We start from the raw sequence: 15,579 nt of genomic DNA, 5'->3' as shown, positions 1-15,579 counted from the left end.
TGATTCCGGTCCAAATTTGCATTCGCCGGGTGGGGTTGCTAGGCTGCTGCCCTTAACACCGCAGCCTGGATGGGCGCTCGGGAGAGCGTTTTTCCCGTCCGGCTGGCGGGTCGTGTTGTTTCTTCGCCGGCCTGCTCGCTGCTGAAAACCAGTCCACGAACCGTCCGATGGGAGGCTCACCATGTTCTTTCAATTCACCCGCCGGCATTTCGCCGTAGCGGCTTTGTCGGCGCTCGGGGCGTTCGCCCTGTTGGCGACGGACCTGTCCCCGGCAAGCGCCCAGACCACGCTGGAACGGATCGAGGCGCAAGGCTATATCCGCGTCGGCTTCGCCAACGAGGCGCCGTTCGGCTACGCGACGCCGGCCGGCAAGCTCACCGGCGAAGCGCCGGAGGTCGCCAAGGCGGTGCTCGCCAAGATGGGCATCGCCCAGGTCGACGGCGTGCTCACCGAGTTCGGCTCGCTGATCCCGGGCCTCAAGGCCGGCCGCTTCGACATCATCGCCGCCGGGATGTTCATCAACCCGCAACGGTGCGAGGAGATCCAGTTTTCCGAGCCCTCCTACGGCATCGGTCAGGCGTTCCTGGTCAAGGCCGGCAACCCCAAGAACATCATGGATTATTCGACGGTCGCCAAGAACGCCGGCCTGAAGCTCGCGGTGATGGCGGGCGCCGTTGAATCCGGTTACGCCAAGGAGGCGGGCGTCGACCCGTCCCAGCTCGTGGTGCTGCCCGACCAGTCGAGCCTGCTCAAGGCCGTGCAGGCCGGCCGCGCCGACGCCGCCGCCCTGACCGCCCTGTCGATCGCCAACCTCGCCGAGAAGGGCGACGGCGTTGAATCGACCGAGCCCTTCGGCATGGTCGCGGGCCAATCCGTGAAGGGGCACGGCGGCTTCGGCTTCCGCAAGGAGAACCAGGCGCTGTTCGAGGAATTCAACAAGCACCTCAAGGCCTTCCTCGGCTCAGACGAGCACATCGAGCTGGTCACGCCCTTCGGCTTCGGCAAGGGCTATCTGCCGAACAAGACCATGGCGGAGCTGTGCGGCGGCATGTGAGCGGTCCGCCGCGCTGAGCGCAAGCAATGACCCTCCTCCGGGCGCGCGGCGGCGCCCCGGGGGAGGCCCCGCGTCAGAGTGACGGCAAAGGGGGGCAAGGGGCATGAACCTCCGCCACGCGGTCCCGCTGGTCATCATTGCGTTCACGGCCGGCCTCGCGGTCGCCAGTTTCGCCGGCTTCAAAGAGTTCATACCGGGGCTGCTCGAAGGCGCGGTGATCACGGTCGAGATCACGCTTGGCGGCTGCGCGCTCGCGGTGGCGATGGGGCTCATCGCCGCGCTTGCCAAGATGTACGGGCCCTGGCCGCTGCGCTGGCTGTCCATCGCCTATATCGAGACGTTCCGCGGCACCTCCGCCCTGGTCCAGCTTTTCTGGCTGTTTTTCGTCCTGCCGCATTTCGGCGTCACGCTGGAGCCGCTGACGGTGGCGGTGCTGGCGCTCGGCCTCAATGTGGGCGCCTATGGCGCGGAGGTGGTGCGCGGCGCCCTGCAGGCGGTGCCCAGGGGCCAGTGGGAGGCGACCATCGCGCTCAACATGCCGCGCATGACGGCGCTGCGCCGGATCATCTTCCCGCAGGCCTTCGTCGCCATGATCCCGCCCTGGGGCAATCTATTCATCGAGCTTCTCAAGTCGACCGCGCTGGTGTCGCTGATCACCATCTCCGATCTCACCTTCAAGGCGCAGCAGATGAACCAGACGACGCTGCGCACCGTCGAGATCTTCACCATCGTGCTGGTGATCTATTTCGCCATCTCGCTGATCGTCACCTTTGCCATGCGCGGGGTCGAGCGCAGGGCCGCGCGGGGCCTGGCGCGCGGCAGGGTGCACTGATGTTCTGGGACTGGAGCTATACGGCCGAGATTCTGCCGATCCTCGCCCAGGCATCGATCGTCACCATCGAGGCGACGCTTCTCGGCTTCGCGCTGGCGGCGACCCTGGGCCTTGTGCTGGCGATCATGCGGATGTCGCCGACGGTCTGGGTCTCCTGGACGGCGGTCGCCGTCATCGAGTTCGTCCGCTCCACGCCGCTGCTCATCCAGATCTTCTTCCTCTACTTCGTGCTGCCGGAATTCGGCATCGTGCTCGGCGCCATGACCGCTGGCGTCATGGCGCTCGGGCTGCATTACGGCTGCTACTGCTCGGAAGTCTACAGGGCGGGCCTCGACAACATCCCCAAGGGCCAGTGGGAGGCCTCGATTGCGCTCAATCTGAGCCCCGTCGTCACCTTCCGCGACATCATCATCCCCCAGGCGATCCCGCCGGTGGTGCCGGCTCTCGGCAACTATCTTGTGGCGCTGTTCAAGGAGACCCCGCTTCTGTCCGCGATCGCCGTGCTCGAGCTGATGCAGACGGCGAAGATCCTGGGCTCCGAGTATTTCCGCTACATCGAGCCGATCACGCTCGTCGGCCTGTTCTTCCTGGTGTTCAGCCTGATCTCCGCCTGGCTGGTGCGCCGGGTCGAGGCCCATCTCAACAGACGCGGGAGATAGACAATGGCGGCCAAGAAATCCTCCGAACCCATGGTCCGCTTCGACAAGGTGACCAAGCGCTACGGCGAGCTTGTCGTCCTCGACGAGCTCGATCTCGAGGTCGCCCGCAACGAGAAGGTGGCGGTCATCGGCCCGTCGGGCTCCGGCAAGACCACCGTGCTGCGCATGCTGATGACGCTGGAGCGCATCGACGGCGGCGTCATCTGGGTCGACGGCGAGCCGCTCACCCACATGCGCAAGAACGGCGAGCTGGTGCCCGCCGACACCCGCCACCTGCGGCGGGTGCGCGGCAAGATCGTCATGGTGTTCCAGCACTTCAACCTGTTCCCGCACATCACGGCGCTGAAGACCTGCATGGAAGCGCCGCTGCCGGTTCTGCGTCTCTCCAGGAAGCAGGCGCAAGAGCGCGGCGCCGAACTGTTGGAGATGGTCGGCCTCAGCGACAAGCTCGATCACTATCCGGGCCAGCTCTCCGGCGGCCAGCAGCAGCGCGTCGCCATCGCTCGGGCGCTCGCCATGCGGCCCAAGATCATGCTGTTCGACGAGGTGACCTCGGCGCTCGACCCGGAGCTCGTCGGCGAGGTGCTGAACGTCATCCGACGGCTCGGCGAAAAGCACGACCTGACCATGCTGATGGTCACCCACGAGATGGGCTTCGCCAAGGAGTTCGCGGACCGGGTGTGCTTTTTCTACGAGGGCAAGATCGCCGAGGAGGGGACGCCGGCTCGGATCTTCACCAACGCCGAGAACGAACGCACCCGCCAGTTCCTCAGCGCCGTGCTCGAGGCGCGATGACGCGCGCGGGCCGGCGCCTCGCCGGCCCGCCCCAGGCGGCGGTTTCGCCTCACCGGATCATGATCTAGTCTCGATGATCTTCGCCAACCGGGAGATCGTCTCATGACCGCCGGCGTTTTCGACTTCACGGAGAAGGAATATCGGACGCGCCTCGGCAGGCTGCGCGAGCGGATGGCGGCGCACGATCTCGACCTCTGTCTGATATCGACGCCGGAGAACATCTATTATCTCACCGGCCTCGACCATTGGGGCTATTTCGCGCCGCATACGCTGATCGTTCCCGCCGACGGCGAAATGTTTCTGGTGACGCGGCGCATGGAGCGGGTCACCGTCGCCAACCAGGTCCGCAACGTCGCCTTTCACGGCCACGAGGACAGCGAGACCGCCGCCGACGTGGTCGTCAAGCTCCTGCAGGACAGCCCGCACGCCCGCGCCCGCACCGATGCGGCGGCCGACGCGGTGGCCGACATGATCGAGGAGCAGACCGAGGGCCGGCGGCGGATCGGCCTGGAGAAATGGTCGGCGGGCCTGCCCTACGGTCTGGCCGAGGGTCTGTTCGCGCGGCTCGACAAATCCGAGTGGATCGACATGTCCGGCTGGCTCGACGAGGCGAGGCTGATCAAAAGCCCGCTCGAGCAGAGCTTCATGCGCCAGGCGGCGGTCATCTCCGACGCGGCCATGCTGGCGGCCATAGACGCCATCCGCGACGGGGCGCGCGAGCGCGACGTTGCGGCGGAGTGCCATCGGGCGCTGATCCAGGCCGGCGGCACGTTTCCGGGCTTCGGGCCGTTCATCCGCTCCACCGCGCGTCTCGGCGAGGAGCACACCAGCTGGGGCGACGGCGAGTGCCAGAGCGGCGATGTCGTCTTCCTCGAGCTGTCGGGCTGCTTCAGGCGCTACCACGCGCCGCTTGGCCGGCTCGTCTTCGTCGGGCCCGCGCCGGCCGAAAGCGTCGCCATGGCCCAGGTCTGCCGCGAGGCCTTCGCCGCCGCGGTCGCCGCGTTTCAGCCGGGCGCGCTCGCCAAGGACGTCTACCGGGCGTGGCAGAGCGTGGTCGACGCCGCCGGCCTGCCGGAATACCGGCGCCACCATTGCGGCTATTTCGTCGGCATCGGCTTTCCGCCGTCGTGGATGGGCGGCAACAAGGCGTCCGGCCTACGCGACGGCAGCGACCTTGAGATCCGCACGGGGATGAGCGTGCACATGATGTCCTGGCTGATGAACACCGGGCGCGGCGATTACTTCCTGTCGAACACGGTGCTGCTCGGCCCCAACGGGCCGGAAATCTTGACCAAGACGCCGACCACCGTGATCGAGCGCTAGCCGGCCGCCGCCCGTAAGCCCGAAATTGCCGCGGGCTTGCCGTCACGGCCCCGCGGGACAGGCCGATTCCGGGGCGTCCGCGCCGAGCGTGTCCAGCGTGTTGCGCTGGTGCAGAAAGCCCTCCACAGGCGCTATGGCGATGACCGCCCGATCGGTGTGCAGGAGAATGGGCTGGCGCAGCTGACGGTCCCAGGGCCGGAAATTCCCCGCCACGCCCTTATACATGTCGAAGGTGAAGGCATCGTCGACCAGGAACCGGCGCAGGCGGTCAGTATCCGTCGTCTTTGCCCGCGCGACCGCTTCGACGATGCCGCGCACCGCCGCCCATCCCGCCCAGTCGGCGTTGCCCATGCGCCTTCCGGCGAGCTTGTCGAAGCGCTGGTTGAGCTGCGGTGCGCCGTACCGCTCCAAGGTCCAGTGCCAGGCCGCCGCGTGCAGCCCCTCGCTGCCGACGACGGGGCGCGGCAGATAGGTTGCGAAGGGAACGTAGCGCCCGAACTCGCCTTCCGAATCGGCGAGGAAAACGACGTCGTAGCTTGCCCCTCCGGTCAGCAGCAGCGTGTTGTTCTCTTCGCGCTCGCGCGGGTCGTTGCTGAGGATGAAGACGCGGCGGTCGACGATGTCGAGCCGAAACTTCTTGGCCGCGGCCTCGAAGGCGTCGGCGACGGCGCGGTCGCGGGCTGCATCGCTGGCCAGCACCAGAACCCGCTGCCAGCTCCGCTGCCTCAGATATTGCGCCAGCGCGTCGGCGAGCATGGAGTCGCTGGGGACAACGTGAAACAGCGCCGGCGAGCAGTCCTCGCCGCGCAGCCGGATGTCCCCATGCCGCACGTTGAAGAGGATCAGGCCTGGCGTGTCGCGGAAATGTCGGGCCGTAGCGATCACGTCTTCTTCCGGCAGGTCGAGGAGAAAGACCTTGGCGCTATTCTCGGCCTGCGCCGCTTCGATGGCCTGAACGGCGGAGGTTCCAGGCGCGATCTCGCGCTCCACGAGATCGAAGGCAAGCGCAATCGCGCTTGCGATCATGCGGCTGTCGCGGACCGCAAGTCTCGCGCCGTCAAGCGGACGGTGTTCCTGGTGCAGGAGCAGGCCGGTATAGGCCCGCTGCAGCTGATAAGCGGCATCATCGGCACGGTAGAGATAGACGAAGGCAAGCCCGCCGTTCTGCGCATCGGCGCCGCTGGCAAGCACCAGCCAAAGCCAGACAAAGGCGATGAACAGCCTATTGGTCATCGATCAGGATGCCGTAGGGGACCATGCCGACGGGCACCGACTTGACGGCCCGAAGCGTTTGGGTATCGATGATGGTTATGTCGTCGGACAGGCCGTTCGCCACATACAGCGTCTTCTCGTCCGCGGTCAGCGCCAGGCCCCAGGCGCGTTTTCCCACCAGGATGTATTTGAGCACCGAGCGGGTCGCCACGTCGACCACCGCCACATGGTTCGCCCTGCCGAGCGCCACATAGGCGCGGCTGCCGTCGCGGGTGATGAGGACATCGACCGGAGTCACCTGTTCCTTGCGGTAGCCCGTCGGCAGGAAGGTGATATCGCCGACGAGGGTCAAGGTTTCGACGTCGATGATGTCGACAATGCCGGCAAGCTCGGCCGAGACCCACAACTCCTTCTCGTCGGCCGTCAGGGCGAATCGCCGCGGCCGCGTGTCGACCAGGATGCTCTTGATGACCGCATCCTTTTCGGTATCGATGACGTGCACCAGATTCGCCGCTTCCGATGCGACGAAGACCAGCCGGCCGTCGCTGGTGATCTGCACGCCCTCGGGCTCTGCGCCGGTCTCGTATTCGGCGATGAGCTCGCCCGTCTCCACGTCAAAGACACTGGCCGCCGAATCCTCCTCGTTGGACACGTACAGACGGCGGCCGTCCGGGTGGAGATCGAAGGTCTCCGGCTCCTCGGCATTGCGGATGCGCGAGACGAGCTTGAGGCCTGCCGTCTCGTAGATGGCGATGGTGCTGTCGTCGGCGCAGCCGACGAAGAACTTGCTGCGGTCAGCGGAAAAATGCATGCCGCGCGGGCGGGCGCAGGTCTCGATGGTCTGCACCACCTCGTGGTTCGCATCGAGGACGGTCAAGGTGTTGGATTTTTCGTTGCTGACGATGACACGGCCGCTGCCCGCTGCAACGGCGTCGCTTGCAATCAGGCTGCACCCGGCACTGGCGAGGAGGACCACGACGGCTCTCGTTTGCAGACCCCGCGTGCGGCGGCGATCACGCCATGCCGTCTCCTGCTCCTCTGTAATTTGACGGGATGCCGTGCTCACGGTATCTGCCCTTGGCGCAACTCGCCCGCCAATGATCAGCCGCGCGAAAACGGCCCGAAGCGGCCGGAGCGGCCATCGAAAAGCCTCAGTCATTGCACTGATCTCCATGAACGCCACCAGGTGAAGACCGGACCGCCATCGTACCAACGATCCGGTGCAATTGCGTTGCCCATATGTTAGAATTAATTCTATTAAACATGTAGCCGTCGAAGTTAGAACGGTTCGTTCGCGGCAAAATTCACGTCAGAGGGAGGAAATCATGTCACGTGTGAAAAGCCGATGGCAGGGGACCTATATTGCCATGGCGGGCCTGGTTGGGTTCGTGCTCAGCCAGACCGGATTGAATGCCCAGGAGGGCGAGAAAGGCACGCTTTACGGCGATATGGGCACGGTGACGCAGGACCTGCTCAGTCGCGCCGCTGGCGACGGCAACAACTTCCTGCACACCAACGGTAATTACAGTCAGACGCGGTTCTACCCGAACCGCCAGATCAACGTCTCCAATGTCAGCAAGCTTCGCCCGGCGTGGATCTTCCAGACGGAAATCGTCGAGACCATGGAGACGACGCCGATCGTGGTCAACGGCATCATGTATGTGACGACCGCGTTCGACCACGTCCACGCGCTCGATGCGCGCACCGGCGCGGAGATCTGGCACTACAAACACGCGATGGGACCGGTCACCACCTATTGCTGCGGCCCCAACAATCGCGGCGTCGCGGCCCATGGCGACATGGTCTATCTGGGCACGCTCGACGCCAAGACCGGCAAGGTGGTCTGGGAGCAGCAGATCGCCGATCCGGAGCTCGGCTACAGCGAGACCATGGCGCCGACCGCCGTCAACGGCATGATCCTGATCGGCACCAATGGTGGCGAGTACGGCATCCGCGGCTTCGTCAAGGCGTATGACGCCAAGACCGGCGATCTCAAGTGGACCTTCAACACGGTCCCCGAGAACTCGGTCGGCGTGTGGGCGACCCATGACGCGACCGGGCGCGACATGCTGCGCGACATCGCGGCCGAGAAGGCGGCGCTCGAAAAGATGGGCGATCCTTATAAGACCCTGGGCGGCGGCGTGTGGCAGAACCCGGCGGTCGACCTGGAGATGAACCGTATCTTTTTCGTCGTCGGCAATCCGTCGCCCGACCTCGACGGGGCGCTGCGTCCGGGCGACAATCTGTATACGGACTCCCTTGTCTCGGTGGACCTGAATACCGGCGAATATGCCTGCCACTTCCAGTATATCGCCCACGACGTATGGGACCTCGACGCGGTCAGCCCACCGATCCTCGTCGACGTCCAGAACGCCGAGGGTGAGACGGTTCCCGGCGTCATCCACGGCGGCAAGTCCGGCCACGTCTATGTGCATGACCGCCGCGACTGCAGCCTGATCCGCTTCTCCGAGGCGATGGTGCCGCAGGAGAACATGTGGGTGCTGCCGACGGCCGACGGCGCGCGGATGCTGCCCGGCGCCAATGGCGGCGTCGAATGGTCGCCGATGGCCGCGAACCCGGGCCTCGGCCTGACCTACGCCATCAATCTGCACCAGCCGATGACCTATCACGTCGAGTCGACGCCTTATCCGGAAGGCAAGTTGTGGCTCGGCGGCGCCTTCAAGGTGATCCCGGAAGAGGAGCAGTGGGGCAATGTCACGGCCGTCGACTACAACACCGGCGATATCCGCTGGCAGGTGAAGACCGAGCAGCCGATGATCGGCGGCGTGCTGGCGACCGCCGGCGGACTGGTGTTCACCGGCGAGGGCAACGGCCAGTTCAAGGCCTACGACGCGGAGACGGGCGCGGTGCTGTGGAACTTCCAGGCCGGCGCCGGCGTCAACGCGCCGCCCGCCTCCTACACGGTCGACGGCAAGCAGTACATCGTCGTCGCCGCCGGCGGCAATACCCAGCTCAACTACAAGCGCGGCAACAACATCATCGCCTTCACCCTGGCCGAGTGACGCCGGAACCGAGTTGCGCTAAAGACAGGCGGAGCGCCCCGCGGGGCGCTCCGTTTCCTTGTGCCGGAGGATATTCGAGGTGCGCCTGTCTACCCTGTTCGCAATCGTTCTCGTTTTCTCGCTGACCCTTGCGGGGTATGGACGCGCCGACGATCCGCCGGCGGAGATCGCCGACAGAGTCGAGCTGTGCGCCACCTGCCATGGCGCCGACGGCCGGCCGGTGCTGGAGGAAGCTCCCATCATCTGGGGGCAGGAATATTTCTACGTCTACACCCAGCTTCGCGACTACCAGGCCAGGCGGCGCGCCAGCGAGACCATGCAGCCGGTCGTCGCCGATCTGAGCCGCGACGAGATGAAGGCTCTGGCGCAATATTTCTCCGAGCGCAAATGGCCGGCGCTGGGCTACAAGGCCTCCGATGAAGACAACGCCATTGGGCACAGGGTCGCCACCGCGGGCCAGTGTCCGCAGTGCCATCTCGCCACCTATCCCGGCGACAGCCGCATCCCGCGCATGGCCGGCCAGACGGTGGCCTATCTCGACAAGACGATGCTCGATTTCAAATATAAGCGGCGCATGAACGCGCCTGAAATGGCCGCTCTGATGGCAAGCTTCTCGGAGGACGAAATTCGCGCCATGGCGGCTTTTCTTGCCGGGCTGTGAGCTCCGGACACTCGCGCTCCCGCTATTCGCCGAGCGCCTTTTTCACGGTTTCGTCGGCGGCAAGCTCGATCGCCCCGCGGCCGTCCCTGGCCTTGTGGCCGATATCCGCCCCGCGCTGCTTCAGGAACCGCACGATGGCGGCATGGCCGCGCGCGGCCGCGGTCATCACCGGCGTCCAGCCGCGATCATCCTCCGCCTCGATGTCGGCGCCGCGGCCGACCAGCAGCTCGACCATTTTCAGCCCGTCGCTCTCCGGCGTGTCGTTGGTGTGGCCGGCCGCCCACATCAGAGCGGTCAGCCCGTGGCCGTAGCGATGGTCGACATCGACGCCCTGGTCGAGGAGCGTCTCGACGATGCCGACATAGCCGCGCGCGGCGGCGTAGACGATCGGCCCCTTGCCGGTGCCGTCGGCTTCCGCGGGATCGGCGCCGTGCTCCATCAGAAGCCGCGCGATGCGGTCATTGCCATGGAAGGCCGCTGCCGCCAGCGGCGTTATGCCGTTGCGGCTGACGAGCCCCGTGCCCGCGCCCGCCTCGAGCAGGAATTGGACCGCCTTGCGGCGGTTGCCGGTCACCGCGCTCAAAAGCGGCGTCGAGCCGGCGAGATTGGGCTGCTCGATGTTCGAGCCCTTTTGCAGGAGGAATTCCATGATCTCCACATGGCCTGCGCTCGCGGCATGGTGCAGGGCGATATTGCCGAACCGGTCGCGGGCGGCGACCGAGGCGCCATCCTCGATCAGCTCGGCGACGATCTCGGGGCAGCCCTTTTCGGCGGCCTCGAACAGGAAGAAGTCGAGCCGGCGCTCGTTGAGCTCGCGCGCCTTCTGGCGGATGCCATCGCGCAGCTCGGTGCAGACGAAGACGTTCCCGTCCCCGGCTGGAGCCCCGTCCGCGCCCTGTGGCAGGGGCGTCAGGCCTTCGGCCGAAGTCGCAAGAAGCGCAGCGGGCAATATTGCAAGCAGGAACCGTAATCCGTATCGCATGGCCTTCCACCGACAGGCTGGCTGCGCCGCCGCGCAACCGCCGAAAGGAAACCGCTCCAGCCTAAAGCGCAGTTTCCTTGCTGTCGCGGATTACTTACAATCATTCGAAACTATGGTCGGGAGGAATTTCATGGCCGCTTTGCCATTCGTGCGCGCGATCGCAGCCGCGATCGCGGTCCTCGTCTTCATTCCAAATATCCAGGCCGCCGAAGCGGTTCGCGTCGGCGTGCTGAAGTTCGGCACCGTCAACTGGGAGCTCGACAGCATCAAGCAACACCGACTGGATGAGGTGGAGGGCATTGACGTCGAGGTCGTCCTGTTCGCCGGCGAGGATGCGACAAACGTGGCGCTGCAGGCCGGCGAGGTCGACGTGATCGTCAGCGACTGGCTGTGGGTGTCGCGCCAGCGCAGCGCTGGGCAGGACCTCACATTCGTTCCCTTCTCCTCGTCGGTGGGCGCCATCATGGTTCCAGACGCCTCGCCGATCCGCACGCTCGCCGACCTGAAGAACAGGAAGATCGGCGTCGCCGGCGGTCCGCTCGACAAGGGCTGGCTCCTGATCCAGGGCCTGGCCAAGCGTGATTTCGGAATCGACCTCGCCAAGGCGGCGCGACCTGTTTACGGCGCGGCGCCGCTGCTCGCCGAGAAGGCGGTCCAGGGCGAGCTCGATGCGGTGCTCAATTTCTGGCACTACTGCGCCAAGCTCGAGGCGCGCGGCTTCCGGCGGCTCATCGGCGCCGACGAGGCGGCGATCGCGCTCGGCGCGACCGGCCGCATCGCCGCCATCGGCTATGTCTTTCACGAAAAATGGGCGAACGCGCATCCCGCCGCGGCCATCGGCTTCGTCAAGGCCTCGCGCGCGGCCAAGCAGATTCTGGCAGGCTCGGACGCAGAGTGGCAAAGGCTCGACGCAATCATAAAGTCCGACGACGCGGCGCATCTCAACGCGCTGATGACCCGCTTCCGGGAGGGCATCCCGTCACGGCCCACCGCCGAGGAGGAGGCCGATGCGGCGCGCCTTTACGGCATCCTCGCCGAGCTCGGCGGCGAACGGCTCGTCGGCGCCTCGATGACGATGAGCCACGGGACCTATTGGGCGACGCTGAAGCATGGCTTCTGACCGGCGTTTCAACCGGGCGGTCGCAGTCGCGGCCATCCCGCTTGGCTCGCTGATCGCCATCGGGCTTGCCTGGGCGTTGCTTGCCGCCTTCGCCGATCCGCGCATCCTGCCGGGTCCGGCGGCGGTCGCCCGCGTGGTGCTGCGCGAGGCGGCCGCTGGCGATCTGTTCTTTCACCTCGGCATGACGCTATGGCGGGTCGCCGCCGCCTTCCTGGTGGCGATGGTCGTCGGCGGGGCCATCGGCCTGTGGCTCGGCCGCAGCCGGCTTGCCGACCGCATCCTCGACCCCTGGCTGATCCTGTTTCTCAACATCCCGGCGCTGGTCGTCATTGTGCTGGCCTATATCTGGTTCGGCCTCAACGAGGCGGCGGCGATCGGCGCGGTCGCCGTCAACAAGATTCCGAACGTCGTCGTCACCTTGCGCGAAGGCTCGCGCGCGCTCGATCCGGCCTATTCGGAAATGGCGCAGGTCTACCGCTTCTCGCGCCTGAAGCTGTTGCGCGACGTGGTGGTGCCGCAGCTTCAGCCCTACATCGCCGCCGCAACCCGTTCCGGCATCGCGCTGATCTGGAAGATCGTGCTCATCGTCGAGCTTCTCGGCCGCTCGAACGGCGTCGGCTTCCAGATCCACCTCTATTTCCAGCTTTTCGACGTGGCGGCCATCCTCGGCTACACTCTGGTCTTCGTCGCCGTCATGCTCCTGGTCGAGTTCTTCTTGGTGCAGCCGTTTGAAAATCGTGCAACCCGTTGGCGCCCCCGGCCGGCTTGACGTTCGGATCGCCGAGAAGCGCTTCCAGGCGGCGGGCGGCGGCAGCGTCGTCGCCCTGCGCGATCTTGCCTTCTCGGTGGAGGCCGGAAGCTTCACCTGCCTGATCGGCCCGTCCGGGTGCGGCAAGACGACGACCTTGCGCATCGTCCTCGGCCTCGACGCGGACTATGAGGGGACGGTCGCGTTCCCCTATCCCGATATCCGCATGGCCGCCGTGTTCCAGGAGCCGCGGCTGCTGCCTTGGCGCACGGTGGAGCACAATGTGCGGCTTGCGCTCGCCAAGACGGACGCCGGCAAGCCGCTCGACGATCTGTTCGCCATTCTGGGGCTTGCCGAAATGCGCGAGCGCTATCCCGGCGAACTGTCTCTCGGCCAGGCGCGCCGGGCGGCGCTCGCCCGCGCCTTTGCCGTCGAGCCGAACCTGTTGCTCCTCGACGAGCCGTTCGTCTCGCTCGACGCGGCGACGGCGGCCAGGCTGCGCCGGCTGTTGATCGATGTCTGGCAGGCGCGGCCGACGACGGCGCTGATGGTCACCCACAATGTGCGCGAGGCGGTGGAACTCGCCGACCGGCTGATCTTCCTCACGCCGGGCCCCGCCCATGTGGCCGGCGAAATGGCCCTGCCCATGTCCCGCGCCGAGCGCGGCGCGGAGGTGATCGGCGATCTTCTTTCCGACATCGTGCGGCGGTTTCCGGGCACCGCCGAGGAATGGGACTAAGCGCCGCCCGCGGTCCGGCTGGCGCGGAACCAGCGCGTCGGATCGTAGTTCCACACCGCGAGCGCCATGAAGCCCATGAGACACCCGGCGACGACCGCCAGCGCTGGGGCGTTCAGCTCGCCGTAAAGCGCAAAGCGCACTAGCTCCACCACATGGGTAAACGGGTTCCACGCGCAGATCGTGGCCAGCGTCTCGCTCGTTTCGCGCATCTTCCACAGGGGATAGAGGCCGCTCGACAGGAAGAACGTCGGAAAGATGACGAAATTCATCACCGCGGCGAAATTCTCAAGCTGGCGGATGAGTGAGGAGATCAGGAGGCCGATCGAGCTCAGCATCAGTCCGGCCGGAATCAGCGCCGGCAACAGCCAGACAAGGCCGGAGGCCGGAAGTTCGGTGCCGAACAGCATCGCCAAAGCGAGGAACGCATAGACCTGGACGATCGAGACGATGACGCTGGCGAGGAGCTTGGCCGACAGCAGGTACCAGCGCGGCAGCGGCGTCGTCAGAAGAACCCGCATCGAGCCGATTTCCTGGTCGTAGACCATCGACAGCGACGACTGCATGCCGTTGAAGAGCTGGATCATCCCGATGAGGCCGGGAACGATGTAGACGTCATAGGTGACGTAGGTCTCGTAGGGGGCGATGATCGACAGGCCGAGCGCGGCGCGAAATCCGGCGGCAAAGACGATCAGCCACACCAGCGGCCGCACCAGGGCGGCGAAGAAGCGGCCGCGCTGCTGAACGAAGCGCAGAAGCTCGCGGACGATAATGCCCCCGAGGGCGCGAAGAGCGTGCCGCAGCGTCATGCAGCACCATTGGTCAGGCGGGCAAAGGCCGCGTCGAGGTCTTGGGCGCCGGTCTGCGCGACGATGTCGCCGGCGCGCCCATTGGCGACGACCCGGCCCTTGTTGAGGATCACCAGGGGGTCGTCGTCGCCGACCTCGTCGATGAGATGCGTCGCCCACAGGGCGGCAACGCCGTCTTCGCGCGCCCGCCGTTGGACGTGAGCGATCAGCGCCTTGCGGGTCGGAATGTCCAGGCCCACTGTCGGCTCGTCGAGGAGCAGGATCGAAGGCTCATGCAGCAGCGCGCGGGCGATCTCGACGCGGCGGCGATGTCCCGAATTCAGCGCCCTCACCTTCTCCGCAAGCCGTTCGGCCATGTCCAGCCGCGTCAACTCCTTGAGGATCCGGGCGTCGGCCTCACCGGAGGCAATTCCTCTCAGGGCCGCGAAATAGCGCAGATTCTGGCGCGCCGTCAGATCGAGGTCGAGGGTCTGCTGCTGAAACACGATGCCGAGCGGGGAAAGCGCCGCAGCGCCGTTCGCCCCCAGATCCCGGCCCAGGATTGCGATGCGGCCGGCGGGAATCGCAAACAGCCGGCAAATCAACCCGAACAGGGTTGATTTCCCCGCTCCGTTTGGACCGAGCAGGATGGTGACCTTACCCGGCGCGACATCGAATGTGACGTCATCCAGCGCCTTGGCCTTGCCGTAGGCGAAGGAGACATTTTCGATGCTGAGCGCGGGCGAACGATCCATGGTCGAGCTGCCTCCACGGCTGCGGACGAAAAGCTTCGGTGGCCGAACCGCTCGCCAACCGCGCCGATGACGCCGGCTTGCGCGGCCGAGGTCCGGCTCCGCTTGCCTAAACTAGCAGGGATTCCCTGACCTCAAAGGGATGTAACGGGCGGTCGCTGAGTGGATGACGCCCCGACGACGACACGGCGCCATTGGATGAGAACTGCAATATTCTATGTTTTTGGGATATCCGAATAAAGAACAGCAGTCCTTCGCCGAGTCGTCTGCGCAGCCTGGAGGCCAGTCCGTCAGGCCTTGGCGCGAAAGATCTTCACCTGGCCCAGCAGGTCTTCCCAGGTCTTGATCTTGTCCGCGGAGTTGGGGGTCGCCGCCTTTTCGATGAACGGTTTCCAGATCTCTTCGGGTATGCCGCCGGTGGGCCCCGACTCGGCGATGCCACGAGCAAGCTGATGGTTGAGCCGCGGGAACTTCTTGCGGTTGAGCCGTTGAGCAGATGCATCGCGATCGGTAAGCGCCGAGGCATAGTCATCGAGGCGCTCGTAGGCCGTCGCCCGCAAAAAGTGCCAGTCCTTGGCCCTGCCCGGCCGTTTCGCCAGGGCCTCGCCGGCGAGCTCCGCGGCCATTTTCAGCTCCTCGTTGCCGAGCGTGACCAGGAACGGGCTTGCTTCCTAATAGATCTTGAGCAGGTCCTTCAGGGCTGCCAGCTTGTTGCCCGCCAGATAGTTCGACGCGAAACGCGCCCGCGTGTCATTCGAGAAACGCGTCCGCCCGCCGCCTCTTCGCCTTGCCGCCCGGCTTGTCGCCCTAATGGGCAACGATCTCGTGGCCGTTTGCGCCCAATCTCGCCAAGAGTTCGCCGCGCGGTCGTTCCCAAGCCCTGGAAATTGCAGC

16 protein-coding genes are annotated in these 15,579 nt (G+C 65.9%); 10 read left to right on the top strand and 6 right to left on the bottom strand.

Going from position 1 to position 15,579, the window contains the following annotated elements; translation table 11 throughout:
- Positions 1-181 precede the first annotated feature (181 nt).
- The 5 genes from ehuB (at position 182) to Q8P46_10160 (ending at position 4,663) form a co-directional block, all read left to right on the top strand.
- Positions 182-1,054 (top strand): ectoine/hydroxyectoine ABC transporter substrate-binding protein EhuB, encoded by an 873-nt coding sequence (gene ehuB, locus Q8P46_10180; GenBank protein ID MDP2620526.1) that lies wholly within the window; start codon positions 182-184, stop codon positions 1,052-1,054.
- Between the two features lie 103 nt (positions 1,055-1,157).
- Positions 1,158-1,886: an ectoine/hydroxyectoine ABC transporter permease subunit EhuC gene (gene ehuC, locus Q8P46_10175; protein MDP2620525.1), complete on the top strand. Its 729-nt coding sequence runs from the start codon at positions 1,158-1,160 to the stop codon at positions 1,884-1,886.
- Positions 1,886-2,545: an ectoine/hydroxyectoine ABC transporter permease subunit EhuD gene (gene ehuD, locus Q8P46_10170; GenBank protein MDP2620524.1), complete on the top strand. Its 660-nt coding sequence runs from the start codon at positions 1,886-1,888 to the stop codon at positions 2,543-2,545. The genes ehuC and ehuD overlap by 1 nt, the downstream gene beginning before the upstream one ends.
- Positions 2,546-2,548: 3 nt before the next feature.
- On the top strand, positions 2,549-3,340 hold the full coding sequence (ehuA, locus tag Q8P46_10165; GenBank protein ID MDP2620523.1) for an ectoine/hydroxyectoine ABC transporter ATP-binding protein EhuA: 792 nt from the start codon (positions 2,549-2,551) through the stop codon (positions 3,338-3,340).
- Between the two features lie 102 nt (positions 3,341-3,442).
- A complete protein-coding gene (locus tag Q8P46_10160) occupies positions 3,443-4,663 on the top strand; it encodes a Xaa-Pro peptidase family protein (protein MDP2620522.1) in 1,221 nt (406 codons plus the stop codon).
- A 42-nt stretch (positions 4,664-4,705) separates the two neighbouring features.
- On the opposite strand, the gene Q8P46_10155 is transcribed toward Q8P46_10160, so the two are convergent.
- Together Q8P46_10155 and Q8P46_10150 are read right to left on the bottom strand one after the other, a co-directional pair.
- Entirely contained in the window at positions 4,706-5,896 is a 1,191-nt protein-coding gene (locus tag Q8P46_10155; GenBank protein MDP2620521.1) for an ABC transporter substrate-binding protein, read from the bottom strand.
- Positions 5,886-6,851, bottom strand: coding sequence for a PQQ-dependent catabolism-associated beta-propeller protein (locus tag Q8P46_10150; GenBank protein MDP2620520.1), 966 nt, complete (start codon positions 6,849-6,851; stop codon positions 5,886-5,888). Before Q8P46_10150 ends, Q8P46_10155 begins: the two co-directional genes overlap by 11 nt.
- Before the next feature lie 349 nt (positions 6,852-7,200).
- Between Q8P46_10150 and Q8P46_10145 the strand changes: the two genes are divergently transcribed.
- Together Q8P46_10145 and Q8P46_10140 are read left to right on the top strand one after the other, a co-directional pair.
- The gene (locus Q8P46_10145) at positions 7,201-8,898 is read left to right on the top strand and encodes a PQQ-binding-like beta-propeller repeat protein (protein MDP2620519.1); all 1,698 of its coding nucleotides are present in this window, start codon (positions 7,201-7,203) and stop codon (positions 8,896-8,898) included.
- A gap of 79 nt (positions 8,899-8,977) precedes the next feature.
- Positions 8,978-9,559 (top strand): cytochrome c4, encoded by a 582-nt coding sequence (locus tag Q8P46_10140; GenBank protein ID MDP2620518.1) that lies wholly within the window; start codon positions 8,978-8,980, stop codon positions 9,557-9,559.
- 22 nt (positions 9,560-9,581) lie between these two features.
- Here the strand turns inward: Q8P46_10140 and Q8P46_10135 are convergent, their stop codons facing one another.
- The gene (locus tag Q8P46_10135; GenBank protein MDP2620517.1) at positions 9,582-10,508 is read right to left on the bottom strand and encodes an ankyrin repeat domain-containing protein; all 927 of its coding nucleotides are present in this window, start codon (positions 10,506-10,508) and stop codon (positions 9,582-9,584) included.
- Between the two features lie 163 nt (positions 10,509-10,671).
- Here Q8P46_10135 and Q8P46_10130 point away from each other — a divergent pair, with 163 nt between their 5' ends.
- From Q8P46_10130 to Q8P46_10120, 3 genes are read left to right on the top strand one after another with little or no spacing between them, the layout of a single operon-like run.
- Positions 10,672-11,661, top strand: coding sequence for an ABC transporter substrate-binding protein (locus Q8P46_10130; GenBank protein MDP2620516.1), 990 nt, complete (start codon positions 10,672-10,674; stop codon positions 11,659-11,661).
- Positions 11,651-12,430 carry an ABC transporter permease gene (locus Q8P46_10125; protein MDP2620515.1) on the top strand — a complete coding sequence of 260 codons (780 nt, stop codon included), beginning with the start codon at positions 11,651-11,653 and terminating at the stop codon, positions 12,428-12,430. Before Q8P46_10130 ends, Q8P46_10125 begins: the two co-directional genes overlap by 11 nt.
- Complete coding sequence (locus Q8P46_10120; protein MDP2620514.1) at positions 12,399-13,148, top strand: ABC transporter ATP-binding protein; 750 nt, start codon at positions 12,399-12,401, stop codon at positions 13,146-13,148. Before Q8P46_10125 ends, Q8P46_10120 begins: the two co-directional genes overlap by 32 nt.
- Here the strand turns inward: Q8P46_10120 and Q8P46_10115 are convergent.
- The 3 genes from Q8P46_10115 to Q8P46_10105 all read right to left on the bottom strand — a co-directional run bounded on the left by Q8P46_10115 (position 13,145) and on the right by Q8P46_10105 (position 15,311).
- On the bottom strand, positions 13,145-13,948 hold the full coding sequence (locus Q8P46_10115; protein ID MDP2620513.1) for an ABC transporter permease: 804 nt from the start codon (positions 13,946-13,948) through the stop codon (positions 13,145-13,147). The genes Q8P46_10120 and Q8P46_10115 overlap by 4 nt on opposite strands.
- A gap of 2 nt (positions 13,949-13,950) precedes the next feature.
- On the bottom strand, positions 13,951-14,688 hold the full coding sequence (locus tag Q8P46_10110; GenBank protein MDP2620512.1) for an ABC transporter ATP-binding protein: 738 nt from the start codon (positions 14,686-14,688) through the stop codon (positions 13,951-13,953).
- Between the two features lie 287 nt (positions 14,689-14,975).
- On the bottom strand, positions 14,976-15,311 hold the full coding sequence (locus Q8P46_10105; protein MDP2620511.1) for a hypothetical protein: 336 nt from the start codon (positions 15,309-15,311) through the stop codon (positions 14,976-14,978).
- Positions 15,312-15,579: the final 268 nt, after the last annotated feature.

The organism is Hyphomicrobiales bacterium, from assembly GCA_030688605.1.
Classification (GTDB): domain Bacteria; phylum Pseudomonadota; class Alphaproteobacteria; order Rhizobiales; family NORP267; genus JAUYJB01.
This window is presented reverse-complemented; position numbering and strand designations above follow the sequence as displayed.

Bases quoted from the DNA above. Each gene is read 5' to 3' on its own strand.
- Q8P46_10105 (MDP2620511.1), bottom strand. From the start codon at position 15,311: ATGGCCGCGGAGCTCGCCGGCGAGGCCCTGGCGAAACGGCCGGGCAGG.
- Q8P46_10130 (MDP2620516.1), top strand. From the start codon at position 10,672: ATGGCCGCTTTGCCATTCGTGCGCGCGATCGCAGCCGCGATCGCGGTC.
- Q8P46_10145 (MDP2620519.1), top strand. From the start codon at position 7,201: ATGTCACGTGTGAAAAGCCGATGGCAGGGGACCTATATTGCCATGGCG.
- ehuD (MDP2620524.1), top strand. From the start codon at position 1,886: ATGTTCTGGGACTGGAGCTATACGGCCGAGATTCTGCCGATCCTCGCC.
- Q8P46_10125 (MDP2620515.1), top strand. From the start codon at position 11,651: ATGGCTTCTGACCGGCGTTTCAACCGGGCGGTCGCAGTCGCGGCCATC.
- Q8P46_10160 (MDP2620522.1), top strand. From the start codon at position 3,443: ATGACCGCCGGCGTTTTCGACTTCACGGAGAAGGAATATCGGACGCGC.
- Q8P46_10110 (MDP2620512.1), bottom strand. From the start codon at position 14,688: ATGGATCGTTCGCCCGCGCTCAGCATCGAAAATGTCTCCTTCGCCTAC.
- Q8P46_10155 (MDP2620521.1), bottom strand. From the start codon at position 5,896: ATGACCAATAGGCTGTTCATCGCCTTTGTCTGGCTTTGGCTGGTGCTT.
- ehuA (MDP2620523.1), top strand. From the start codon at position 2,549: ATGGCGGCCAAGAAATCCTCCGAACCCATGGTCCGCTTCGACAAGGTG.
- ehuB (MDP2620526.1), top strand. From the start codon at position 182: ATGTTCTTTCAATTCACCCGCCGGCATTTCGCCGTAGCGGCTTTGTCG.
- ehuC (MDP2620525.1), top strand. From the start codon at position 1,158: ATGAACCTCCGCCACGCGGTCCCGCTGGTCATCATTGCGTTCACGGCC.